Origin of the sequence: Gilliamella sp. Nev5-1 (genome assembly GCF_001690895.1) — a bacterium.
Lineage (GTDB): Bacteria > Pseudomonadota > Gammaproteobacteria > Enterobacterales > Orbaceae > Gilliamella > Gilliamella apicola_C.
Map to the genome: position 1 here is coordinate 1 of NZ_LZHO01000023.1, position 23,002 is coordinate 23,002.

The 23,002-nt window shown below is 33.4% G+C and carries 23 protein-coding genes and 1 other RNA gene; 15 read left to right on the forward strand and 9 right to left on the reverse strand.

Going from position 1 to position 23,002, the window contains the following annotated elements:
* Positions 1 to 32 precede the first annotated feature (32 nt).
* The 8 genes from A9G41_RS03220 to A9G41_RS03255 form a co-directional block, all read right to left on the reverse strand.
* Complete coding sequence (locus A9G41_RS03220) at positions 33 to 767, reverse strand: transporter substrate-binding domain-containing protein (RefSeq protein ID WP_065581774.1); 735 nt, start codon at positions 765 to 767, stop codon at positions 33 to 35.
* 23 nt (positions 768 to 790) lie between these two features.
* A complete protein-coding gene (artP, locus tag A9G41_RS03225; RefSeq protein WP_065581820.1) occupies positions 791 to 1,519 on the reverse strand; it encodes an arginine ABC transporter ATP-binding protein ArtP in 729 nt (242 codons plus the stop codon).
* A 157-nt stretch (positions 1,520 to 1,676) separates the two neighbouring features.
* On the reverse strand, positions 1,677 to 2,324 hold the full coding sequence (locus A9G41_RS03230) for an ElyC/SanA/YdcF family protein (protein ID WP_065581775.1): 648 nt from the start codon (positions 2,322 to 2,324) through the stop codon (positions 1,677 to 1,679).
* A gap of 1 nt (position 2,325) precedes the next feature.
* Entirely contained in the window at positions 2,326 to 3,015 is a 690-nt protein-coding gene (locus tag A9G41_RS03235) for a CidB/LrgB family autolysis modulator (RefSeq protein WP_065581776.1), read from the reverse strand.
* Positions 3,012 to 3,467: a CidA/LrgA family protein gene (locus A9G41_RS03240; RefSeq protein WP_081302123.1), complete on the reverse strand. Its 456-nt coding sequence runs from the start codon at positions 3,465 to 3,467 to the stop codon at positions 3,012 to 3,014. Before A9G41_RS03240 ends, A9G41_RS03235 begins: the two co-directional genes overlap by 4 nt.
* A gap of 101 nt (positions 3,468 to 3,568) precedes the next feature.
* The gene (gene sbcB, locus A9G41_RS03245) at positions 3,569 to 5,002 is read right to left on the reverse strand and encodes an exodeoxyribonuclease I (protein ID WP_065581777.1); all 1,434 of its coding nucleotides are present in this window, start codon (positions 5,000 to 5,002) and stop codon (positions 3,569 to 3,571) included.
* 1,097 nt (positions 5,003 to 6,099) lie between these two features.
* A complete protein-coding gene (gene ubiT, locus A9G41_RS03250; RefSeq protein ID WP_065581822.1) occupies positions 6,100 to 6,585 on the reverse strand; it encodes a ubiquinone anaerobic biosynthesis accessory factor UbiT in 486 nt (161 codons plus the stop codon).
* A gap of 21 nt (positions 6,586 to 6,606) precedes the next feature.
* Entirely contained in the window at positions 6,607 to 8,235 is a 1,629-nt protein-coding gene (locus A9G41_RS03255) for a Na+/H+ antiporter (RefSeq protein WP_065581778.1), read from the reverse strand.
* Between the two features lie 156 nt (positions 8,236 to 8,391).
* Here A9G41_RS03255 and recO point away from each other — a divergent pair, with 156 nt between their 5' ends.
* On the forward strand, positions 8,392 to 9,084 hold the full coding sequence (gene recO, locus A9G41_RS03260) for a DNA repair protein RecO (protein WP_065581779.1): 693 nt from the start codon (positions 8,392 to 8,394) through the stop codon (positions 9,082 to 9,084).
* 29 nt (positions 9,085 to 9,113) lie between these two features.
* Here the strand turns inward: recO and A9G41_RS03265 are convergent, their stop codons facing one another.
* Complete coding sequence (locus A9G41_RS03265; protein ID WP_065581780.1) at positions 9,114 to 9,575, reverse strand: YaiI/YqxD family protein; 462 nt, start codon at positions 9,573 to 9,575, stop codon at positions 9,114 to 9,116.
* A 262-nt stretch (positions 9,576 to 9,837) separates the two neighbouring features.
* Between A9G41_RS03265 and thrS the strand changes: the two genes are divergently transcribed.
* The 14 genes from thrS to A9G41_RS03330 all read left to right on the forward strand — a co-directional run bounded on the left by thrS (position 9,838) and on the right by A9G41_RS03330 (position 22,903).
* Positions 9,838 to 11,763, forward strand: a complete 1,926-nt coding sequence (thrS, locus tag A9G41_RS03270; RefSeq protein WP_075539324.1) for a threonine--tRNA ligase — start codon at positions 9,838 to 9,840, stop codon at positions 11,761 to 11,763.
* 27 nt (positions 11,764 to 11,790) lie between these two features.
* Positions 11,791 to 12,330, forward strand: coding sequence for a translation initiation factor IF-3 (gene infC / locus A9G41_RS03275; protein ID WP_065566615.1), 540 nt, complete (start codon positions 11,791 to 11,793; stop codon positions 12,328 to 12,330).
* An 84-nt stretch (positions 12,331 to 12,414) separates the two neighbouring features.
* On the forward strand, positions 12,415 to 12,612 hold the full coding sequence (gene rpmI / locus A9G41_RS03280) for a 50S ribosomal protein L35 (RefSeq protein WP_034945602.1): 198 nt from the start codon (positions 12,415 to 12,417) through the stop codon (positions 12,610 to 12,612).
* 32 nt (positions 12,613 to 12,644) lie between these two features.
* A complete protein-coding gene (rplT, locus tag A9G41_RS03285; RefSeq protein ID WP_024496189.1) occupies positions 12,645 to 12,998 on the forward strand; it encodes a 50S ribosomal protein L20 in 354 nt (117 codons plus the stop codon).
* 67 nt (positions 12,999 to 13,065) lie between these two features.
* Positions 13,066 to 13,122, forward strand: a complete 57-nt coding sequence (gene pheM, locus A9G41_RS14940; RefSeq protein WP_141671930.1) for a pheST operon leader peptide PheM — start codon at positions 13,066 to 13,068, stop codon at positions 13,120 to 13,122.
* 81 nt (positions 13,123 to 13,203) lie between these two features.
* Positions 13,204 to 14,187, forward strand: coding sequence for a phenylalanine--tRNA ligase subunit alpha (pheS, locus tag A9G41_RS03290; RefSeq protein WP_065581782.1), 984 nt, complete (start codon positions 13,204 to 13,206; stop codon positions 14,185 to 14,187).
* A 16-nt stretch (positions 14,188 to 14,203) separates the two neighbouring features.
* Positions 14,204 to 16,591, forward strand: coding sequence for a phenylalanine--tRNA ligase subunit beta (pheT, locus tag A9G41_RS03295; protein WP_075539325.1), 2,388 nt, complete (start codon positions 14,204 to 14,206; stop codon positions 16,589 to 16,591).
* A gap of 4 nt (positions 16,592 to 16,595) precedes the next feature.
* On the forward strand, positions 16,596 to 16,889 hold the full coding sequence (locus A9G41_RS03300; RefSeq protein WP_065566618.1) for an integration host factor subunit alpha: 294 nt from the start codon (positions 16,596 to 16,598) through the stop codon (positions 16,887 to 16,889).
* 138 nt (positions 16,890 to 17,027) lie between these two features.
* An RNA gene (ffs, locus tag A9G41_RS03305) (signal recognition particle sRNA small type) lies at positions 17,028 to 17,123 on the forward strand.
* Positions 17,124 to 17,243: 120 nt separating this feature from the next.
* Entirely contained in the window at positions 17,244 to 18,386 is a 1,143-nt protein-coding gene (locus A9G41_RS03310) for a polysaccharide biosynthesis/export family protein (RefSeq protein ID WP_065581784.1), read from the forward strand.
* A gap of 29 nt (positions 18,387 to 18,415) precedes the next feature.
* Positions 18,416 to 19,315, forward strand: a complete 900-nt coding sequence (locus tag A9G41_RS03315; RefSeq protein WP_065581785.1) for a hypothetical protein — start codon at positions 18,416 to 18,418, stop codon at positions 19,313 to 19,315.
* Positions 19,315 to 20,118, forward strand: a complete 804-nt coding sequence (locus tag A9G41_RS03320; RefSeq protein ID WP_065581786.1) for an ABC transporter permease — start codon at positions 19,315 to 19,317, stop codon at positions 20,116 to 20,118. The genes A9G41_RS03315 and A9G41_RS03320 overlap by 1 nt, the downstream gene beginning before the upstream one ends.
* Positions 20,118 to 20,777 (forward strand): ABC transporter ATP-binding protein, encoded by a 660-nt coding sequence (locus A9G41_RS03325; RefSeq protein WP_065581787.1) that lies wholly within the window; start codon positions 20,118 to 20,120, stop codon positions 20,775 to 20,777. Before A9G41_RS03320 ends, A9G41_RS03325 begins: the two co-directional genes overlap by 1 nt.
* Before the next feature lie 38 nt (positions 20,778 to 20,815).
* The gene (locus A9G41_RS03330) at positions 20,816 to 22,903 is read left to right on the forward strand and encodes a capsular polysaccharide biosynthesis protein (protein ID WP_065581788.1); all 2,088 of its coding nucleotides are present in this window, start codon (positions 20,816 to 20,818) and stop codon (positions 22,901 to 22,903) included.
* Positions 22,904 to 23,002 lie beyond the last annotated feature (99 nt).

Consider the following 23,002-nt stretch of genomic DNA (forward strand, 5'->3'; position numbering starts at 1 on the left):
ATTATTATAAAATATATATTTAAATATAAAGTTTATTTGTTAAACCATTTTTTATAGATAGCATCTAGTTCACCGTTAGCTTTCAGTTTATCTATTGCTTGATCAAATTGGTTAAGTAGCTTTTCGTTACCTTTACGTATCGCAATTCCTAGCCCTTCACCAAAAAAGTTGTGGTCAATAATTTTATCACTTAAAGGAACAATGTCTGCATCTTTACCTAACCATTCACCAGCAACAATTGAACTTGAAACGATTGCATCAATTCGCTTAGCTTTTAAATCTAAAATAGCGTACTGATAGCTGTCATAACTTACCTGTTTTACATCTGGGTACTTTTCATTTAGATATTTTGGATAAGTTGTGCCTTTTTGGATCCCAACACGTTTACCCTTTAATTGTTCAAGATCCGTTAGTGTATCTTTTAATGTAATAAACTGAATTGAGCTGTCATCATAATAAATTTTTGTAAAATCAACTTGTTTTTGTCGTTCTGGCGTAATGTCAATACCCGCTATAGCAGCATCAATTCGACGTGTTTTTAAGCTAGGAATCAGGCCATCAAATGATTGATTAACCACTTTACAAGATGCTTTTATTTCATCACAAATTTTATTTATGACATCAATATCGAAGCCAATAATTTCATTTTTTTCATTAGTAAATTCAAAAGGCGCATAAGTTGCTTCAGTGCCAATGGTTAAAGTGTCTACAGCTTGAGCTAAAAATGTTGTTCCTGCAAGACAAATGGCTAGTAACGTTTTTTTCATATATCCACCCAATTTTATTTTAATTAATGTGATAAATAAGCTTTAAATTGCTCGGTTTTAGGATGTGCAAAGCATTCAAGTTGCCCTTGCTCAATAATTTTGCCATGCTCCATATAAATGACTTGTGAAGCTACTTTGCGTGCAAAATCGACTTCATGGGTCACAATAATTTGTGTAATACCTGTTTGCGAAAGTTCATTAATAATTTCAGCAATTTGTGATGTGATCGCTGGATCTAATGCGGCTGTTGGTTCATCAAATAATAATATTTGTGGCTCCATCATTAATGCCCTTGCAATAGCCACTCTTTGCTGTTGACCTCCTGATAGATGAAGGGGATAACGCTGAGCCATATTATCAATTTGTAACCGCGCTAAAATTGCCATTGCTTTATCGCTAGCTTCTTTTTTCGATAACTTTAAAACTTGGCAGGGCGCTTCAATCAAATTTTCTAACACCGTTAAATGTGGCCATAAATTGTAATTTTGAAAAACCATGCCGACATTTTTGCGAAGATGTCGAATTGTGGATTCGCTGATTTTTTCGGAAAAATCAAAATGCGATTTGGCAATAGTCATTTTACCTGATGTCGGTATTTCAAGTAAATTGAATACTTTTAATAAAGAGCTTTTACCGGCACCACTTTGACCAAGTAATACAATTGTTTCGCCAAGTGGATAGCTAAGAGAAACATCATTTAAGGCCTGATGTGCACCATAAAAACAGTTAATATGGTTTAATTCAATATTCATTATATATTTTTCTTGACTGTATAATTGATTAAATATTACTTTTTTTTGCATAAAAATGCAATCTAATTTATTGGACAATCTTTTCTTTGCTGTGTTTTTATCCCAAAATAGATGTATTACCTGAATTCTCTTTACAAAAAATTTAGGCTAAATAAAACTAATGACTATTAGTAATGATAGGAATTACTGGACCAAGATATTTAGGTTCTTTATTAAGAATATAGAGATCAATAAAGGCACTGACGCGCGCAAACATTTCACGAATGCGCACTAGTTTCATGCTTGCTGGCGCTGGCACAGCAAAGCATTGCGCTTGAATGTTATGCGCAAGCGCAATAAAAATAGCCCGTTCACAGTGAAATTCTTGCGTAATAATAGTAAAGTCATTGGCATCAAATACTTTATTGGCACGAACTACCGAATCAAATGTTCTAAAGCCTGCATAATCTAAAACAATCGAATCGCTAGGAATGCCTGCTTTTATTAAATCCTTCTTCATGGTGATTGGTTCGTTGTAACTCAAAAGCGCGTTATCGCCACTTAATAATAGATAATCAACTTTATTTTGCCAATATAGATCGATGGCTCCATCAATACGATTTCGATAAAAACCATTTATTCCGCCACCACGAACATATTTTGCTGTACCGAGTACCACACCGATCGCACGGTATGGCAGTTTGTTTTCATCATGGTAAATATAAGGTGCTGTTTTGTAGCTGATCCAATAGTCTAACCCCAATATTGCAGACATTGTAATCAAGCACAATCCAGTAAAATAAGCAATAAGCTTTTTTAAGTTCATGCTATAACCAGTCAAAAATAATTACCATTATTGGAAATAAAAAAGGCGCTGTCAATGATGTCATAATACCGCATAGTACTAAGGATAACGAACTGTAGGCTCCTTCGTTGTAATCTACTTCAATACAACGAGCAGTGCCAACAGCATGCGACACAGCACCAATAGATAAACCTCTAGCTGAGGCTGATTTTATTTTAAATAAATTTAATATTTGATGCCCAAATATGCCACCTAATGTGCCAACAAGTATTACACATAATGCTGCAATAGACGGAATTCCTCCCTGATTGCTGGCAATAGTCACTGCAATTGCCGTTGTAACTGATTTTGGTAAAACCGATGCGGCTATTTCACCATTACCACCTAACCAAAATGTAATACAAACACCTGTTATCATTGAAGCGATTGATGCGGTAAAAGTAATAAGCATTATCGATTTCCAACGTGCTTTGATTTGTGGAATTAATTCATACAAAGGGTAGGCTAAAGCAACTACGGAGTAAGGTAATAAGTCATTAATAATTTGTATGTTACTAACATATTCTACATAACTTGTGTTGGTTATTAGTAAAATTGGAATTAACACAATGACTGAAATCACTAAAGGGTTGAATAGCGGATTTTTTAGTTTAAATGCAGCCCGACGAACAATGAGAAAAACGCCAAGCGTTAAAGGCAACATCCATATCATGGTTGATTTTCCTTTTTTTGGGGTTCAACAATTGAGTTCTTAGTTGGTAAGCGATGGCAATGTTCAGTTAAAAATGCAGTTAGTAGCAGTACGATGAGTGATCCTCCTACACTACTAAATATTATAGGTATCCAGTTTTGCAATAAGAGTGAATAATTATCCATTATTCCCATAGCTGCGGGAATAAAAAGTAATGTCATGTAGCGCATGAAAAGGTTACAACTATTTTTAACCCAACAAGTAGGAATAAGTTGAAAAGCAAGTAAGAAAAATAGAATCAACAAACCGATAATACTACCAGGGATCATTATCGGTAATATTTTAGAAATAATGTTTCCCACCCATAAGCAAATAGTCAGTATAATCAACCCTCGGCTATAACTGAACAGTGTATAGTACAAAGAATAAAGCCGATGTCTTATTGTGGCGTGCTTCGCTAAAAAATGTTTCATAACGTGAATGCTATTAATCTTAATTTTTAATTATGACTATATGCCTGTAGTTAGCGTTGACATAAATCGAATAAAGCATATCATACGCCCGTCAAATCTAATTATCCAACTAAATAATGACAATAGTGATAAAGTTGTTTTAGTATTAAAAGTTTTTCCGGCTGTTCTATATAAGTTTCCGCAAGCTGTTCTAAGGTTAGTAAGTAATCTTGAATTTTTTGGATATTAAATTTATCGCGGCAATAATCCTTCCAAATAACCTGTTCATGCTCTGTTAGTATTTCTGGGTAATTGCGTGCTTTATATCTAAAAAATAGCGTTGCTAAGCGAGGATCATCAAATGTGAATGATAAGCTGTCTAATAAATGTGGCGGAGTTGTTCGAATAGTTTCACAGCGTAATTTGTCTTGGCTATTTAAAAAACCACTATATATTTGACCATCAACATCAGAACTAATCGAAAAATGATTATCTATTGCAAATAATTCTCTCATTTTATCTTGCAATATTGTTTGATTTTGCAATAGCCGTTGTTGATTGATTAAACATTGTTCTATATCAATATCAAACCTTGTTGCGTTTTCGGGTAATAGTGTTTTTAACGGAGCAACAATAGGGCATTTGTTTATATGAATTAACTTTAAAGGAATTCGTGATTCATTAAGTTCAAGATCTTCTGTTTTTGTATAAAGTTTTTCTTTAATTTTTTCTGCTGGTAAATCAATAATTGAGTTAATATCTCCAGTTAAATCACAAACAATAACGGCATTATTTTGTAACGGATGCCAAGCAATAGGGCAAACTAATGATAGATTGCCTCGATGGCTACCTAGCATGCCCGATATATGAACAATAGGATTCATATTAATTACATCAATAAGCTCAGCAACTTTATTTTTGTTGCGTAATGTAAAAAAGTAATTGAAAAGTTTAGGTTGTTTTGTTTTTATTAATTTTGCCATGGCAATTGTTGCATACACATCAGACATTGCATCATGTGCATGCTCATGTTCAATATGATTCGCTTTTGTTAAATGCTCCAAACGAAAGCTAGGTAATCCCGCATCATTAATCGGCCAGTTGATACCTTCAGGTCTTAGCGCATAACACGCTCGAACAACATCAAGAAGATCCCATCTTGAATTACCATTTTGCCAACTATAAGAATAGGGATCGTAAAAATTGCGATATAAAATATTACGCGTTACTTCATCGTCAAAACGAATATTGTTATAGCCTAAAATACAGGTATTGGGGTGGCAAAAAGCGTGATGAATTAGTCGGGTAAATTCTGCTTCACAAATACCTTCTTGATTGGCTTTTTGAGGTGTAATTCCAGTGATGAGTACAGCTTCTGGACTAGGTAGATAATCTTGTGTTTGACGGCAATATATCACTAGTGGGTCTTCAATAATATTAAAATCCGCATCAGTACGAACTCCAGCAAATTGAGCAGGGCGGTCTAATGCTGGATGAATTCCAAATGTTTCATAATCATGAAAGTAAAAAGTTGGCTGTTCTAGGTTGTTTTTCATGGTGCTTTTTTGTTTAGTATCGTTTTTTATTTAAATTTAATTAAATTGATATTTGTTCATTTTTGTTTTAGTTATTTACGTGTCTTGATTTGTTCACATTGCAAATGTGCACCGATTGAGTACATAACTATTTTTTTATATATGTACAGAATGTAAAAAATGGCGCTAAGTGATAGCAAATCAATATTAAATAAACCTTATACAGGGTTGTTTGAGCTAACCGATGGTTTAGGTGTAAGGATATCATAAAAAGAAACAATTGCATTTCAATTTCGTTACTGATTGTAACTATCTTCTAAAACAGTACAGTAAATAAGGTAGAAAATTCTCGATGATAAAAGTAAAAGGGGATTTAAGTATGAAAAAATGGCTGAACATCAAATTTTATCTATTTTAAAAGAAACCAAGGCAAGCGCTCTTGTTAAAGAACTGTGCCGTAAATATAGCATGGGTAATTTATCTTTTTGTATATGGTGAGAAAAATGTGGCGGAATGGAAACTTTAGACATCAGGTTAATCTTAAACAGATGCTTACCGAACTTAGCTTAAAATCATAACTTCAGTAGGAAATTATGAAAAAACTTTAAAGCCCACAAGGTCACGTAAAATTTGATTAAAACGACTTAGGAAAAATTATTTTATTGCTATTGCTACGAACGGTGTAATTGTTGGCTTAAGCCATTGTGCTTACTATGATCAACCTAAGTTGCAGGATCATTCTATGATTATTTCGGTACTGAGCGCCATTAATTACTAACAGGTATTTATACTGAGACTTTCCTAACATGTCAGGTATTACGCTTGCTTAAATGTGAACTAAAATCAAATAGCTATTAAGCACACCAAACTTAGTGCATGATATTAAGGGCAAGGCTATGATGCATCTGAAAAGAACCGTAAATAAGCATAATAAAAAACCGTCAGAAAAGTTATTGATTTTATTTGGTTTTTTAATTCTAGATCCTAGATTAAAACATGCATTACAATTTTAGACTCGGTGAAGCGAAGAAAGTAGAAAGGTGATTTATACTAGCTACTTCGCACCACAACGGTTTGGCGATTGTGATGCATTATAATCATCTTTCTTATATACTAGTTTAGTCTTTGGGGGCACTTTCGATAATATCAGCCAATTTTTCGAGTGTCAGTCTTAATAATTTTGGCATAGACTCCAATTCAATTGAGTCCATTAAATTTTTAACGTAAAGACCCAGCTCAGTATCACCTTCAACAATTAAACGTCGTTGAAAGAATAGGGTATCAGGATCTTGACGTCTGGTTGCTATCATAATCAAATCATTAGCATTACCAATAAAACTTACATCAGCAATCTCTTCTCTGCTTACGACAAGTTTATTGTCAATAAGGCTTACAAACCAAATAAGACCAAGATCGGTAACTTGAATTTTAAGCCATCGATTTTCTAAAAAGTCGAGATCACCATCTTCAAGGGAATGTTCAAATTGTAACTGTAATAATTGCTCTATGGCCTGCTTTTTTATATTAAAAGGAATGTGTCGTAAAGTAAGCCCCAAAATATGGGGCGCTTTATTAACAAACTGTGAATGAATCTTGCTTAAAATTTCGCTTCTTGATCCAATCATTTAGGCATCTCCAGAAATCATTTTTTCATAGATATCTAAATCAGTACTTAAATGTTCATAAACTTCTTCACTAACTTCATTACGAACTTTCATTTGTAGTAAAGCTGTACGTTCTGCACCAATTGCTACTAGACGCATACGCCTTTCTAGATTTTCTGCCTCAAGTGCTTTTTGTTCTAAGTCTTTCAGACCCGTTCGCCGTCTTAACGAACCAATAACACGAGAGCCAATTTCATGAATAATCTCTTGATCTAAACCTGTTTCTGATGTTTCTTGTAATAAATTGTTTTGCATTTTTTCAAGACTAGTAATGGCTTCTTCGGCCATATGTCCTTTAACTGTTAAAATTTCATTGTGTTGTTCAGAATTATCTAAAATGACACTACCTCGTAATAAGATAGGTAATATTATAACCGCTGTAATTAATGAAATTAAAATGATACCTGCTGCAATAAAAACAAGTTGATAACGGCCACTAATACTTATTGGTATTGCTAATACACCCGCTAGAGTAATAGCACCTCGAACGCCTGCAAATGTCGAAATTAAAAGATCTCTTGTTGAATAAGCTCTAAATGCAAGTGGACGTTTGGTTCCAAAAGGCATAGCAGGCATATGCTTCATTGCCCATAACCAAGCAAATCGAGTTCCCATTAGCACTGCAAAGACAAATAATACAATTAAACATAATTGCCACACTTCAATTGATTTATCTATTTGGTTTTCTGCAAAAGTATTATTTAAAATGCTTGGTAGCTGAATACCTAATAAAACAAACACAAATCCATTAAACACAAAAGTTAACATTGACCATGTGCTATCTGATTGTAAGCGTGCAGTTAACGGTGCATTTCGCATCATACCTGAATGGTTTACTGTCATACCTGCACTTACAGCAGCTAAAATACCTGAGCAGTGGAATTCTTCTGCAATGATATAAGCGGCAAATGGAAGTAAGAATAGTAATACAATTTGAATAGCTGGATCATTGTGAGTCAGCTGATTTATTTTACGTAAAATACGTGCATATAACCAAGTAAATAAGACACCAATAGCTAAACCACCAATGGCGACGATAAAAAAGGTTACGCTAATTTGTAATAAGTCAAATTGTAATGTGCCAGCTGCAATTGCTATAGCAAAATTTAAAGAAACTAAGCCGGAAGCATCATTCATTAATGCTTCGCCCTCAATGATTTCCATTTTTTCTTTTTCTATTCGTCCTTTACCCACAATTCCACTTAATGCTACAGCATCGGTTGGAGATAACACAGCAGCTAAGGCTAAGCATGCAGCTAACTGAACATTTGGTAGTATCCAATAAAGAATGTAACCCAATGCAATAATCGAAATGACAACTAAAACTAAAGCTAATCCGATGATTTCTCTACCATTGTAGATAAAATCTTTAACTGACGTTTTGCGTCCGTCAGCAAAAAGTAAAGGGGGAATAAATAAAACGAGAAATAATTTTGGATCAAATTCTACATAAACATTAAATGCTGCCAATATACAACCTAGTAATATTTGCATTAAAGGTAATGGAATTTGAATTGGCAACATTTTAACAACGACACCAGAAAGTGATACAATTAGCACCAAGAGTAAAATTATTGAAAAAAGTTCCATAGTTTTCCTTTTATTTATCCTATAATCCTGTTGTTTATATTGATTATACAGGATCTTTAGTTAAATTTCAGGTGAAAATTTCGTAGAATCACCTAAATTTTGGTCAGATACAAATTTTAATTAAAAAATAATCGAATTAATTAACAGGTATTTTTGATGGAAAGTTGGCAAAGGGCATTTATATTACACACTCGTTCTTATACTGAAAGCAGCCTATTAGTTGATTTGTTTGCTGAAAATGTTGGAAAAATAACGGTTTTAGCTAAGGGAGCAAAAAGAAAACGTTCATCATTAAAAGGGATGTTGCAACCTTTTACTCCACTAATTGTACAATATTCAGGTCAAGGTGACATAAAAACATTGCGTCAAGTTGAAGCAATGTCTCTCTCTTTGCCATTAGCATCTGTTTATTTATATAGTGCTTTTTACTTAAATGAACTATTACACCGAGTCTTAGTCACTGAAACTGAAATGCCAACACTTTTTGATGACTACTTAAAAAGCTTGCAACAATTAGCACAACAGGTTTCTGCTGAAAATGTGCTACGAGCTTTTGAATTATCCTTATTAGATAATTTAGGCTATTGTGTTGATTTTTTTCACTGCTGTGCCACTGGCGATAGTATTGTCGAATCGATGAATTATCAATATCAAAGTGAAAAAGGGTTTATTAGTAGCTTATTAAAAAACAGTACCAGTTTTACAGGTAAACAAGTTTTGGCACTAGGAAAACGCCAATTTAATAGTGATGATACACTGAAAGCCGCAAAACGTTTTACTCGAATGGCATTAAAACCTTATGTAGGATCAAAACCTTTTAAAAGCAGAGAACTATTTTTGAAGCTCTAATTTTTACCAATTACAATTTATACATAATACTAATAGAAAGATTTATTAGAAAAGTGATGAATTAATTTATCAAGTTGATTGGCAAACTTTTCTCTATCTTTAATTGAAAAAGGAGAAGGGCCTTTAGATTGTACGCCACTAGCTCGCATAGTTTCCATAAAATCGCGTATAGTTAGCCGCTCTTTTATCGTATCGAGTGTATATTGTTCTCCTCGTGGTGTGAGTACTAAAGCGCCTTTATTTAATGCATCTGATGCAAGTGGAATGTCGGATGTGATAACTAAATCGTTTTTTTTAACTAACTCAATAATTTTATTATCTGCGGCATCAAATCCTTTTCCAACTTGTAAACTTTGAATGTAAGGTGAGAGGGGAATCGTTAATCGTTGATTAGCTATTAATATTGTATTAATGGCTTTTCGATTTGCTACTCGATATAAAATCTCTTTAATTGGGTTAGGGCATGCATCAGCATCAATCCAAATGTTCATAGTTACTCTATTCAATATTCAATTAAAACTTCCAATATTTAGTGATTATATCGTCTATTATAAAAAAACAATCAATTATTTTTTGTAAAAGTGTTACAGAGTTAGGATACGTTATAGTCTATTTTATACATATGTTCATGTTGATGCTACGGCAATTGTTTCTATTTAAAATCTTAATGATAAGTGATAGTATATGCGGTCTACTTTATTTATGTATGCAAGTGCGCTTTCGTGTGGCGCACCACTGTTATAAGGATTTATTATGCCAATAATTACTCTTCCTGACGGAAGTCAACGTCAATTTGATAAAGCCGTTACTGTTTTAGAAGTTGCACAAAGCATAGGTGCAGGGCTAGCAAAAGCATGTATAGCTGGACGTGTAAATGGTGAGCGTAAAGACGCTTGTGATTTGATAGAACAAGATGCCACATTAGTCATTATTACGGCAAAAGATGAGGATGGTCTTGAAATTATACGTCACTCTTGTGCGCATCTATTAGGTCATGCTATTAAGCAATTATGGCCTGATACGCAAATGGCCATTGGTCCAACTATTGATAATGGCTTTTATTATGATGTTGATTTAGATCACTCTTTGACGCAAGAAGATCTTGATGCATTAGAAAAACGTATGCATGAATTGGCTAAAAAAGATTACGAAGTAAAAAAAGAAGTGGTTAGTTGGGAGCAAGCTAGGGAAGTATTTTGGAAACGACATGAACCCTATAAAATAGCTATCTTAGATGAAAATATTCCTAAAGATTCAAAACCAGCACTTTATCATCACGAAGAATATATTGATATGTGCCGAGGGCCACATGTGCCTAATATGCGTTTTTGCCACCATTTTAAATTGCAAAAAGTCGCCGGCGCTTACTGGCGTGGTAACAGTGATAATAAAATGTTACAACGCATTTATGGCACTGCATGGGCTGATAAAAAACAACTCGATAGTTATTTACAATTCTTAGAAGAAGCAGCCAAACGTGATCACCGAAAAATAGGTAAACAACTTGATCTTTACCATATGCAAGAAGAAGCACCGGGTATGGTATTTTGGCATAATGATGGTTGGATTATCTTCCGTGAGCTTGAAGTTTTCGTTCGCACCAAATTAAAGGAATACGATTATCAAGAAGTCAAAGGCCCTTTCATGATGGATCGCATTTTATGGGAAAAAACAGGGCATTGGGGTAATTATAAAGAGTTAATGTTTGTGACTTCATCTGAAAATCGTGAATATTGTATTAAACCAATGAATTGCCCAGGGCACGTGCAAATTTTTAACCAAGGGTTAAAATCATATCGTGATTTACCATTGCGTATGGCTGAATTTGGTAGTTGTCATCGAAATGAGCCGTCAGGATCTTTGCACGGATTAATGCGTGTTCGAGGCTTTACGCAGGATGATGCACATATTTTTTGTACGGAAGGCCAAATTCGTAGCGAAGTTAACAGCTGTATTAAAATGGTTTATGATACTTATAGCACTTTTGGATTTACTGACATTACGGTTAAGTTATCAACTCGCCCAGAAAAACGAATTGGTAAAGATGAAACATGGGATCTTGCTGAAAAAGATTTGGCTGAATGTTTAACTGAAAATGGCATAGAATTTGAGTACTTACCAGGTGAAGGCGCATTTTATGGACCGAAGATCGAGTTTACTTTACATGATTGTTTAGGTCGTGCATGGCAATGTGGTACTGTTCAGCTTGACTTTATGTTGCCTGAACGTTTAGATGCAACTTATGTAGGTGAAGATAACGAACGTCATATTCCAGTTATGATCCATAGAGCTATTTTGGGCTCAATGGAGCGTTTTATGGGGATTTTAACTGAAAACTGTGCGGGGTTCTTTCCAACATGGCTTGCTCCATTACAAGTTGCAGTAATAAACATCACTGATAATCAAGCTGAATATGCCAAACAATTATGCGAAAAATTACAAAAAGTTGGTATTAGAGCAAAAGCAGACTTGAGAAATGAGAAAATTGGGTTTAAAATCCGTGAGCATACTCTTAAACGTGTTCCTTATATGTTTGTTTGTGGAGACAAAGAAATGGAATCAGGAACAATTTCAGTTCGAACACGCCAAGGTAAAGATCTTGGTAGCTTTGAAGTGAAACATGTTATAGAATTGTTGCTTAACGAAATTCATAGTCGTTCATTAGAACAAATGAATTAATGATAAATTAATTTGGAGGAATGAGATATTAAAGTCAGTAAACGTATTCAGTCAACACGCGCGCATAAGATCAATGATGAAATTACAGCTCGTGAGGTGAGGTTAACCGGCGTCGATGGTGAACAGCTCGGTATAGTAAGCTTAGACGAAGCTTTAAAACAAGCTGAAGAAGCAACTCTTGATTTAGTCGAAATAAGCCCTAATGCAGAGCCACCTGTTTGTCGAATTATGGATTATGGCAAATTCCTCTATGAAAAGAGTAAAGCAACAAAAGAGCAGAAGAAGAAGCAAAAGATTGTTCAGGTTAAGGAAATTAAGTTCCGACCTGGTACAGACGAAGGCGACTATCAGGTAAAACTCCGCAGCCTGATTCGCTTTCTTGAAGATGGCGATAAAGCTAAAGTAACGTTGCGTTTTCGTGGACGTGAAATGGCTCACCAACAGTTAGGATCTGAAATGCTTGATCGTATTAAAGAGGACTTAGCTGATTTGGCTGTCATTGAATCTTATCCAACTAAGATTGAAGGGCGCCAAATGATTATGGTGCTTGCGCCGAAGAAGAAGTAATGGTTTTACAAGTTAATTTTTGATTCATCAAAGATTACACCATTATTTTATTTTTATTAACAATGCGAAGTGGAAATTAATAAAATGCCTAAAATTAAAACTGTAAAAGGCGCAGCAAAGCGCTTTAAAAAAACAGCTTCTGGTGGCTTTAAGCATAAGCAAGCTAACAAGAGTCATATCCTAACTAAAAAATCAACTAAGCGTAAACGTCATTTACGTGGTTTGACCACCGTGTCAAAAGGCGATTTAGGTTTAGTTACTGCGTGTGTTCCATACGCTTAAGTTATTGGTTAATTATTTAGAGGATATAATTTATGGCTCGTGTTAAACGTGGTGTTATTGCTCGTGCACGTCACAAGAAAATTTTAAAACAAGCAAAAGGTTACTATGGTGCACGTTCACGTGTATACCGTGTTGCTTTCCAAGCAGTAATTAAAGCAGGACAGTATGCTTATCGTGACCGTCGTCAACGTAAACGTCAATTCCGTCAATTATGGATTGTCCGTATTAATGCGGCAGCTCGTCAATGTGGTCTTTCTTATAGCCGTTTTATCAATGGTTTAAAGAAAGCATCAATTGAAATCGATCGTAAGATCCTTGCTGACATTGCTGTATTTGACAAAAATGCATTTGCCGCATTAGTTGAGAAAGCAAAAGCGGCACTATAATAGCTTTATAAAAGCCGAGTTATCTCGGCTTTTATATTTTCATTTTTATTATAAGAGTTGATTAATTATGAAGTTAGTTATTTTTCGTTTCTTTTTTGATTGCTTTAGCAATACTATTTTGTGAGGCAAAGAAAAAACGAAAAATAATTATAAAAGCCTCAAAAGAGGCTTTTTTTATGCAATAAACAATAAGCAGGAGAACTGTATGTCTCAATTAGTTGAACTGGTAAATAATGCCAAATCCGCTATTGAAAATGCTAATGACATTAATTCGATCGAACAAATTCGGGTGGAGTATTTTGGTAAAAAAGGTCATTTTACAATGCAAATGGCTTCATTACGCGATGTTCCAGCTGATGAGCGCCCAGCTGTCGGTCAAAAAATAAATGATGCAAAGCAAAAAGTTGTTGAAATATTAAATCATAAGCGCAAGTTTTTAGAGCGTCAGGCTCTTGATGCAAAACTAGCTAATGAAACAATTGATATTACGTTGCCAGGAAAATCAATTGAATTAGGTGGATTACATCCAGTGACAAAAACGATTAATCGGTTAGTCGATTTTTTTGGCGAACTTGGTTTTGCTGTTGAAACGGGGCCTGAAATTGAAGATGACTATCATAATTTTGACGCATTAAATATTCCTGCTCATCACCCTGCTAGAGCTGATCACGATACATTTTGGTTTGACTCAAAACGATTATTAAGAACACAAACTTCTACGGTGCAAATTCGCACAATGGAAAACCAAAAACCACCAATTCGAATCATTGCTCCAGGAAGAACTTATCGTAATGATTACGATCAAACTCATACGCCAATGTTCCACCAAATGGAAGGCTTACTGGTTGATAAGGATATCAGCTTTACACATTTAAAAGGGTTATTACACGATTTTCTTCATTGCTTTTTTGAAGATAATATGGAAATTCGTTTTAGACCAGCTTATTTTCCATTTACAGAACCGTCAGCAGAAGTTGATATTAAAGCGAAAAATGGCAAGTGGCTAGAAGTGTTAGGTTGCGGAATGGTTCATCCTAATGTATTACGTAATGTAGGCATTGATCCTGAAGTGTACAGTGGCTTTGCTTTTGGTATGGGAATCGAGCGGCTAACAATGTTACGTTACGGTGTCACTGATTTGCGTTCTTTCTTTGAAAATGATTTACGTTTTTTAAAGCAATTTAATTAATTCTGGAGATCAAAACATGAAATTTAGTGAAAGTTGGCTACGTGAATGGATCAATCCAGAAATTAGTAGCGAAACGTTAGCTGATCAATTAACAATGGCTGGTTTAGAAGTCGATGATGTTGAAAAAGTAGCAGGCGATTTTACAGGTGTTGTTGTCGGTAAAGTCGTTGAATGTATGCAACATCCTAATGCAGATAAACTTCGTGTCACAAAAGTCGATATTGGTAAAACTGAATTACTGGATATAGTTTGCGGGGCACCAAATTGCCGTAAAGGTTTAATGGTTGCTTGTGCAACGGTAGGCGCTGTATTGCCTGGCGATTTTAAAATAAAACCAGTTAAATTGCGGGGAGAGCCATCAGAAGGCATGTTGTGCTCTTATTCTGAATTAGGAATTTCTGATGAACATAATGGTATTATTGAATTACCTGATAATGCACCGTTAGGACAAGACATACGTGAATATTTGAATTTAAATGATGTCATGATTGATATCAGCGTAACACCGAATAGAGCAGATTGTTTTGGTATTATTGGCGTTGCTAGAGACATTTCTGCAGTTAACAATATTTCAATGAAAGAGCTACAAGTTGACAGTATTCCTGCAACCATTACCGATACCTTATCAATACAGATAGATGCTCCTCAAGCCACTCCTCGCTATTTGGGACGTGTAATCAAAAATATTAATGTTAATGCAGCCACTCCACTTTGGATGAAAGAGAAATTACGTCGAGGTGGAATTCGTTCAATTGATGCAGTTGTAGATATAACTAACTATGTATTATTAGAACTTGGTCATCCAATGCATGCATTTGATTTGACTCAGATAGAAAAGGGAATAGTTGTTCGTTACGCAAGTAATGATGAAAAACTGGTCTTACTTAACGGTAATGAAGTTAACCTTAATGATAAAACTTTAGTAATTGCCGATCACCAAAAGGTTTTGGCTTTAGCCGGAATTATGGGGGGTGAAAAATCGGCTGTAACACAAACAACTAAAAATGTATTTCTTGAATCTGCATTTTTTAATCCATTAGCAATAACAGGTAAAGCTCGAGAATATGGCTTACATACTGAAGCTTCGCATCGTTATGAGCGTGGTGTTGATCCGTCTTTACAATTTGTTGCAATGGAACGAGCGAGTCAATTACTAGTTGATATTTGTGGTGGTGAAGTTGGTCCAATTATTGATGTAACACAGCAAAGTGAACTACCAAAACAAGCAATAATTAAGCTTCGTCGTAATAGAATTGATCGTATCATTGGTTATGCAATTGAGACACAAAAAATCACCGATATTTTAATTAGGCTTGGTTGTGAAGTCGAATATAATGACAATGTTTGGACTGTAAAATCACCAAGTTGGCGTTTTGATTTGCAAATCGAAGAAGATTTAGTTGAAGAAATTGCGCGTATTTATGGCTATAACAATATTCCAAATGCCAATTTAAAAATTGAGTCAGTAATGAAACCAAAGCCTGAAAGCCAAATATCATTGCGAAGAATAAAAGACTTATTAGTTGATAGAGGATATCAAGAAGCCGTAACATATAGCTTTGTTGATCCCAAAATTCAACACATTCTTCACCCTGAGCAGCCAGAGATCACATTACCTAACCCCATTTCAAGTGAAATGTCAGTTATGCGTTTATCACTATGGTCTGGCTTATTAGATGCAGTACTATACAACCAAAATCGCCAGCAATCTCGGGTTAGATTGTTTGAAACAGGGTTGCGTTTTATACCGGATGAAAAAGATGAATTAGGTGTACATCAAGAGTTAATGTTATCAGGCATTGTTACAGGTAGCTTATATGAAGAGCATTGGCAACTTCCTAAAAAGAATGTCGATTTCTATGATCTTAAAGGTGATATTGAATCAATCTTTTCTCTTTTAGGCTGTGCGGATAAAGTACAGTTTAAAAAAACTCAACTACCTGCCTTGCATCCTGGACAAAGTGCTACTATCTATTTGAATGATGAGCTATTAGGCTATCTAGGTGTCTTACATCCAGAAATTGAAAAAAAATTATCTTTAAATAGTAAAACACTTGTTTTTGAAATAAATTTAGCTAAAATTAATAACAAGACAGTACCTGTTGCTCAAGACTTATCAAAGTATCCTTCGAACAAACGAGATATAGCTATTGTGGTATCAAATACAATTCCAGTAGCTGATATTATTTCTGAGTGTAAGCGGGCTGGTGGTGAGCAACTTATTAAAGTTAATTTGTTTGATGTTTACCAAGGTGAAAATATCAAAGAAAATCAAAAAAGTCTTGCTATCAGTTTGATTTTACAAGATAAATCACGTACACTTGAAGAAGAAGATATAACAAACATTGTAAGTAAATGCGTTACTGCTTTACAAAATCGTTTTAAAGCCCTATTAAGAGAATAATAATATGACATTAACTAAAGCTGATATTGCAGATCGTCTTGCCGAAAAATTTACCATTGATCGTCAAGAAGCTAAAGTCCTTGTTGAACTCTTTTTTGAAGAGATTCGAGTGGCTTTGGAAAAAGGGGAGCCAGTAAAATTATCTGGATTTGGTAATTTTTCGGTACGAGATAAAAACTCACGCCCTGGTCGAAATCCTAAAACAGGAGAAAGTGTTGATATCTCAGCTCGACGAGTTGTTACCTTTAGACCTGGAATTAAATTCAGAGAGCGTGTAGAAAAAAATTTAGTTATCTAATATTAAGTTCTTATTCTGCTTGCTTAATATAATAGCCTTTCTCTTGTTAAAAACACTGGAAAGGCTAACTTTTATTTGTAAAAGTGCTTGTATTAATTTCGTAAATAAAGCATAATAATCATTCTTCAATGGAGGCTTTATGGGTCCTCTTGCAACATTTTTTTGCTCATCAGGTCAGGTCCGGAAGGAAGCAGCCAAAGTAAAAAATATGTGTGTGGGATGTGGCTGATAGAGTCTCCTCCAAGGCGTATTTTATAGTAAATTTATCTATTTTTAAAAATTATAAATAATTAGGTGTTATTTTGTAATTTATAACGCACTAAAAAATAACTTATTGATGACAAGGAATTTATTTTGAAATCCCCATCTCTTATTCCAATAGCATTAGCAATGATTTTAAGTGGTTGTACATTTTTACCTCATGCTGGGCCCAATTTTTCTTCCATAAAAAATATGAATAAAAAACAGGTTGGATTAGATACGATTTATAGTAAAGTTAAAATCGTTAGTTTAAATACTTCGCCTGATTCTATAAAAAGGGACCAAACTAATTTATCCAACTTCGTGAAATTTATAAACAAAAAAAGTGCCCAAGCTAAAAAAGTGGATAATATTGGAAAAGGTGATATTTTAAAAATTTCTATTATTGAAACCCCTCCGGCAATATTATTTACAGGTTCAAGCGATACTGGTGCACCGAGAACAGGATTAACTGATTTACCAGTGGTTGTTGTTGATTCTCAAGGAGTTATTTCTTTACCATTTGTTGGAACTATAAGAGTTATTAATAAGACTCCTGCACAAGTACAAAAAGAGATAATTGAAAAATTATCTGGCATTGCAAATAGACCTCAAATTATGGTTTCAGTTTTAGAAAAAAGATCATCAAGTGTGACCGTAATCGGTGATAAATTTAGCGGTAAAATGCCGATAACAGCTAAGGGCGAGCAATTACTAGATGCAGTTACTATGTTGGGTAGTAGCATGTATGACATTAAAGATACTTTAATTCAAATTACTAGAAACAATAAAGTTAACGAAATCCCACTGAGTTTAGTTTTATCTAATCCTAAATTTAATGTACAACTACAAAAAAATGATGTCATTACTTTAATTAATAGGCCAAACTCTTTTATTTCTATGGGAGCTATAGGTGCTACTAAAGAAGTTCGTTTTGAAGCTGTTGGAATTAATTTATCTCAGGCATTAGCTCGTATTGGTGGTTTACGCGATAACCAATCTGATGCACGAGGTGTCTTTGTCTTTAGATATCAAGAAACATCATCAGCTAATAATAAGAAAGAATTAGTTCCGACGGTTTACCAAATAGATTTAAATAACCCCAATTCATTATTTATAATGAAGAATTTTCAGGTTCAAAATAATGATATCGTTTATGTTGCATCTGCTCCAATTATAGAATTACAAAAATTCTTATATGCAATTTTTTCACCAGGTGTTGGAGTTGTTAATCAAGTCAACCAGATTAGTGAATAATTTTTTTACTAATCCACTTGTGAGAGATTATGCACTTAAAATTTAAAAGAAAAAAAAGTTGGTTATTGCACTTATTAGTTACATTGCCAACTTTATTATCAATGATTTATTTTGGGTTAATAGCTGAGAATATTTATACTTCAGAAGCTACATATATTATACGTTCTTCAGATACCCAATCATCATTAGGCGGTCTAGGTACTTTTTTTTCAAAAGTTGGAATTTCACGTTCCAACGATGACTCATATGTAGTCTTGTCGTATATCAAATCTAGAGATGCATTATCTTCTGTAGAAAAAGTTTTACCAGTACAAGAATGGTATACGAAGAAGGGCGACATAATATCTCGATTTAATGGGTTTCATTTTGATTTTTATGACAAAAAAGAATATTTTTATCGATATATGAGTAATATGATCAGTGTTAATTTTGATAGTTCCACAGGAATTGCAACAATCAATGTAAATGCTTTTGATATGCAAGATGCGTTCAAAATAAATGAACAATTATTAAGGCAAGCTGAAGGCTTTGTTAATCAGATAAATTTGCGTGCTAAACAAGACCTCATAACAGCATCTTTAGCAGAATTAAAAAATGCTGAATCTCAGATGAAGAAAGAAGCCCAAGCCTTGTCCGAATTTCAAAAAAATAAAAATAAAGATGCTAATTTAGCCGAATATCAGCAGATACTGATTAATAACACAGTAGCTAAACAACAATTTGAAGCGGCAACATTGTCGTTACGTAATGCGCAAGTTGAAATAACAAAAAAACAACTGTACTTAGAACGAATTGAACAACCTAGTTTATCTGATGTATCGTTTAAACCTGCACGAATTTATAATATCATTGCAACCTTTATAATTAGTTTTTTAATATATGGTATTATTAATTTACTTGTAGCTGGAGTAAGAGAGCATAGAGATTAATGGCTGAAGTAGTTACACAAACATCGTTTATACGTTCCTTAAAAATACAGGCCAATGTATTAAACGCCTTGATTCTAAGAGAAATTATTACTCGTTATGGTCGTAATAATATTGGTTTTCTTTGGTTATTTGTTGAGCCTATGTCATTAACTTTCTTAATAAGTTTAATGTGGTTTTTTTTTAAAATAAATCATGTATCTAATCTTAATATTGTTGCATTTGTTCTAACAGGCTATCCAATGGCAATGATGTGGCGCAATGCTTCATCTAGAGCTAAAGGTTCAGTTACAGCTAATCAAGCATTGCTATATCATCGTAATATTAAGATTTTAGATTTAGTTTACGCACGTGTTTTTCTTGAAATGATTGGTGCAAGCGCAGCTCAAGTATTTGTTATATTGCTTTTTACTTTTGTAGGATTAATTGCCATGCCTTATGATCCTTTTTATATGCTATGTGCTTGGGGGTTAATGAGCTGGTTTTCTCTTGGTTTAGGTTTAATAATCTTTGTTTTATCCGCTAAATATGAAGTTTTTAATAAAATGTGGAGTACTTTAAGTTTTATACTTATGCCTCTTTCTGGTGCTTTCTTTTGGATTGACACGTTCCCTGGTAACATTCAAGAGATATTGCTTTATATTCCTCCAGTTAATGGCACAGAAATGTTTCGTTCAGGATATTTTGGCCCATCTGTTATAACTCATTATAATGTAAACTACTTAGTTTTATGTAATATCGTTTTATTATTTGTCGGATTAACTATGGTTAAGATTAATGAAAATCATATTCTTGAGGATAATTAATGATCATTGTTAAAGATGTAAGTAAACGATATTTAACAAGAAAAGGCTATAGAACTATCTTAAATAATATTAATTTTTCCCTACAAAGAGGAGAAAAAATAGGTATATTAGGGCGAAATGGAGCAGGGAAATCAACGCTTATAAAACTTATTAGTGAAATTGAAAAGCCGACATCTGGTTCAATAATAAGAAATATGTCAATTTCTTGGCCACTTGCTTTTTCAGGTGGTTTTCAAGGTAGTTTATCTGGAATGGATAATTTAAAATTTATTTGTCGGATTTATGGATGTAGCATTGAAAAAACCAAAAAATATGTTGAGGATTTTGCAGAATTAGGCGATTATTTATTTGAACCAATAAAAAAATACTCTTCAGGAATGAAAGCTCGCCTAGCTTTTGCTTTATCATTATCAATTGAATTTGATTGCTATCTGATTGATGAGGTAATTGCTGTTGGTGATTCTAGATTTTCAGAAAAATGCAAAAAAGAATTGTTTGAAAACAAAAAAGATCGAGCTCTTATCTTAGTCTCACATAATATGAATGCTATAAAAAATTATTGCGATAAGGCAATGGTATTAGATAATGGTTATCTATACCAATTTGACACGATTGAACAAGCATATAAGTATCATAATAATCAACAAAAAATTGCTTAATACTTATAATAGATCTTATTAATTTAGAAGAAAACTAAATGAAAAATGTCTCAGTATTCTCTAAAAAAATTCTAGCCATAAAACATATTAATCATTTTTTTTCTAATTTATCATTTAGTTATAGAATTAAAAGAAAAGCTGACGCAATTGCTGGATGGGGATATCGTCCAACAACGCTTAAAGCGAGGGCATATGCAACTAAACATTCATTACCATTTATTGCTCTTGAAGATGGTTTTTTACGTTCTGTTGGTTTAGGGCTCGAAGGATTTCCGCCGTTATCACTTATTGCTGATAGTATTGGTATCTATTACGATTCTAGAACCCCTTCACAGTTAGAAGAATTAATAAAAAATAAAACACTTTTAAATCAATATATTAATGAAGCAATTTCTGCAAAAAAATTAATTATTGATTCAGAATTAACAAAATATAATCATGCGCCCGATTTTTGTGGTTTCGATGCTAAAATTAACAATCAAACAAAAAAAGTATTAGTTATCGATCAAACATTTGGTGATATGGCAGTTGAATTGGGTGGGGCAAATCAACAAACATTTATATCCATGCTTAATTGTGCTGTTGAAGAAAACCCATCTTCAACTATTTATGTAAAGACTCATACAGACGTAATAAATGGATATAAGAAAGGTTATTTAACAAAATTAGCTAATCATTCTGTGATGTTATTTAGTGAAGATGTAAACTCTCTTTCATTACTTAAATATTTTGATAAGGTTTATGTTGTTACATCGCATATGGGATTTGAAGCCCTTTTATTGGGAAAACAAGTTATTACCTTTGGTTTACCTTGGTATGCAGGTTGGGGTGTTACAGACGATCGTCATAAAAATATAAACAATTTGCGATCAACAAATAGAAGAACTCAAGCTACAGTTTTAGAGTTGTTCACTGCAAGCTATCTATTGTATTGTAAGTACATAAACCCTTATACAGGTAAAAAAGGGACTATTTTTGATGTTATTAATTATTTAATAAAAATTAAGGCACTTAATAATAAATTGAGAGGTACGATTAACTTAGTTGGTTTTTCGTTTTGGAAAAAACATGTATTATTACCTTATTTAAAATTGCCATCAGTAACATGTTGCTTTTATTCGGTAAATTGTTTTACAAAGATTATTAATGATGAAAAAAAAGCGAAAAAAATAAAGGCAGAAAAGCTATTAATATGGGGGCAAGGGAAAAAGGCATTGCACCCAATTATTGACACTTTAAGTTCATTTCGTGTTGAAGATGGTTTTATCCGTTCAATTGGTTTAGGTTCTAATCTAGCTATGCCATATTCACTGGTTATTGATAAGTTAGGTATTTATTTTAACTCTCAAAATACCAGTGAATTAGAGTTTTTATTAGCAAATAAAAAAATTACTAAATGGGAAAAAGAAAAAGCAAACTCACTACAAAATTTGCTTATTTTGACGAAACTAGGCAAATACAATGTTGGTCAAAAGATGAATATTAGACCAAGTGAAGGTAAAACAAAAGTTATTTTAATACCTGGTCAAGTTGAAGATGATGCATCTATTTTATACGGTTCGCCTATTATAAAAACAAATCTAGATCTGATAAAAGCAGTTAGGCAAAATAATCCGAATGATTATATTATTTATAAACCTCACCCTGATGTTTTGAGTGGCAATCGAATTGGAAAAGTTAATAAATTCGAAATACAAAAATATGCTGATGATATTATTGAATCTATTAATATTATTGATTGTATTGAGCAGGTTGATGAAATTCATACAATCACATCGTTAGCGGGATTTGAGGCCCTAATTCGACATAAAAAAGTGGTGTGTTATGGGCAGCCATTTTACTCGGGTTGGGGATTAACCGTTGATATGTATCCTAACATCAGAAGAAATAGAACACTAACACTTCAAGAGTTAATTTATATTGTGATGTATGATTATGCTATTTATATCCATCCTGATTCGTTAAATTTTACTGATCCAGAGACTTTAATAAATTATTTATACGATAAAAAAAACAAAAACTCAAAGCCAATCAAACAAAGTTGGTTAAAAAAACAATTCAACAAATTAAAACAACTCTTATTTCTTATTTATAAAATTAAGCTAAATAGAGTTAATCACTTCTAAATTGGAATGTTGAATTTACCACTTATTTTAGTAAATATTTTTTACACAATTATAGTAGATTTCAATATATTCAAATAGCGCTTTATTGGTTTCTTTGCT

Excerpts from the sequence above, each read along its gene's own strand:
- A9G41_RS03220 (WP_065581774.1), bottom strand. The coding sequence starts at position 767 with ATGAAAAAAACGTTACTAGCCATTTGTCTTGCAGGAACAACATTTTTA.
- artP (WP_065581820.1), bottom strand. The coding sequence starts at position 1,519 with ATGAATATTGAATTAAACCATATTAACTGTTTTTATGGTGCACATCAG.
- A9G41_RS03230 (WP_065581775.1), bottom strand. The coding sequence starts at position 2,324 with ATGAACTTAAAAAAGCTTATTGCTTATTTTACTGGATTGTGCTTGATT.
- A9G41_RS03235 (WP_065581776.1), bottom strand. The coding sequence starts at position 3,015 with ATGATATGGATGTTGCCTTTAACGCTTGGCGTTTTTCTCATTGTTCGT.
- A9G41_RS03240 (WP_081302123.1), bottom strand. The coding sequence starts at position 3,467 with ATGAAACATTTTTTAGCGAAGCACGCCACAATAAGACATCGGCTTTAT.
- sbcB (WP_065581777.1), bottom strand. The coding sequence starts at position 5,002 with ATGAAAAACAACCTAGAACAGCCAACTTTTTACTTTCATGATTATGAA.
- A9G41_RS03255 (WP_065581778.1), bottom strand. The coding sequence starts at position 8,235 with ATGGAACTTTTTTCAATAATTTTACTCTTGGTGCTAATTGTATCACTT.
- recO (WP_065581779.1), top strand. The coding sequence starts at position 8,392 with ATGGAAAGTTGGCAAAGGGCATTTATATTACACACTCGTTCTTATACT.
- A9G41_RS03265 (WP_065581780.1), bottom strand. The coding sequence starts at position 9,575 with ATGAACATTTGGATTGATGCTGATGCATGCCCTAACCCAATTAAAGAG.
- thrS (WP_075539324.1), top strand. The coding sequence starts at position 9,838 with ATGCCAATAATTACTCTTCCTGACGGAAGTCAACGTCAATTTGATAAA.
- rpmI (WP_034945602.1), top strand. The coding sequence starts at position 12,415 with ATGCCTAAAATTAAAACTGTAAAAGGCGCAGCAAAGCGCTTTAAAAAA.
- rplT (WP_024496189.1), top strand. The coding sequence starts at position 12,645 with ATGGCTCGTGTTAAACGTGGTGTTATTGCTCGTGCACGTCACAAGAAA.
- pheS (WP_065581782.1), top strand. The coding sequence starts at position 13,204 with ATGTCTCAATTAGTTGAACTGGTAAATAATGCCAAATCCGCTATTGAA.
- pheT (WP_075539325.1), top strand. The coding sequence starts at position 14,204 with ATGAAATTTAGTGAAAGTTGGCTACGTGAATGGATCAATCCAGAAATT.
- A9G41_RS03300 (WP_065566618.1), top strand. The coding sequence starts at position 16,596 with ATGACATTAACTAAAGCTGATATTGCAGATCGTCTTGCCGAAAAATTT.
- A9G41_RS03315 (WP_065581785.1), top strand. The coding sequence starts at position 18,416 with ATGCACTTAAAATTTAAAAGAAAAAAAAGTTGGTTATTGCACTTATTA.
- A9G41_RS03320 (WP_065581786.1), top strand. The coding sequence starts at position 19,315 with ATGGCTGAAGTAGTTACACAAACATCGTTTATACGTTCCTTAAAAATA.
- A9G41_RS03325 (WP_065581787.1), top strand. The coding sequence starts at position 20,118 with ATGATCATTGTTAAAGATGTAAGTAAACGATATTTAACAAGAAAAGGC.
- A9G41_RS03330 (WP_065581788.1), top strand. The coding sequence starts at position 20,816 with ATGAAAAATGTCTCAGTATTCTCTAAAAAAATTCTAGCCATAAAACAT.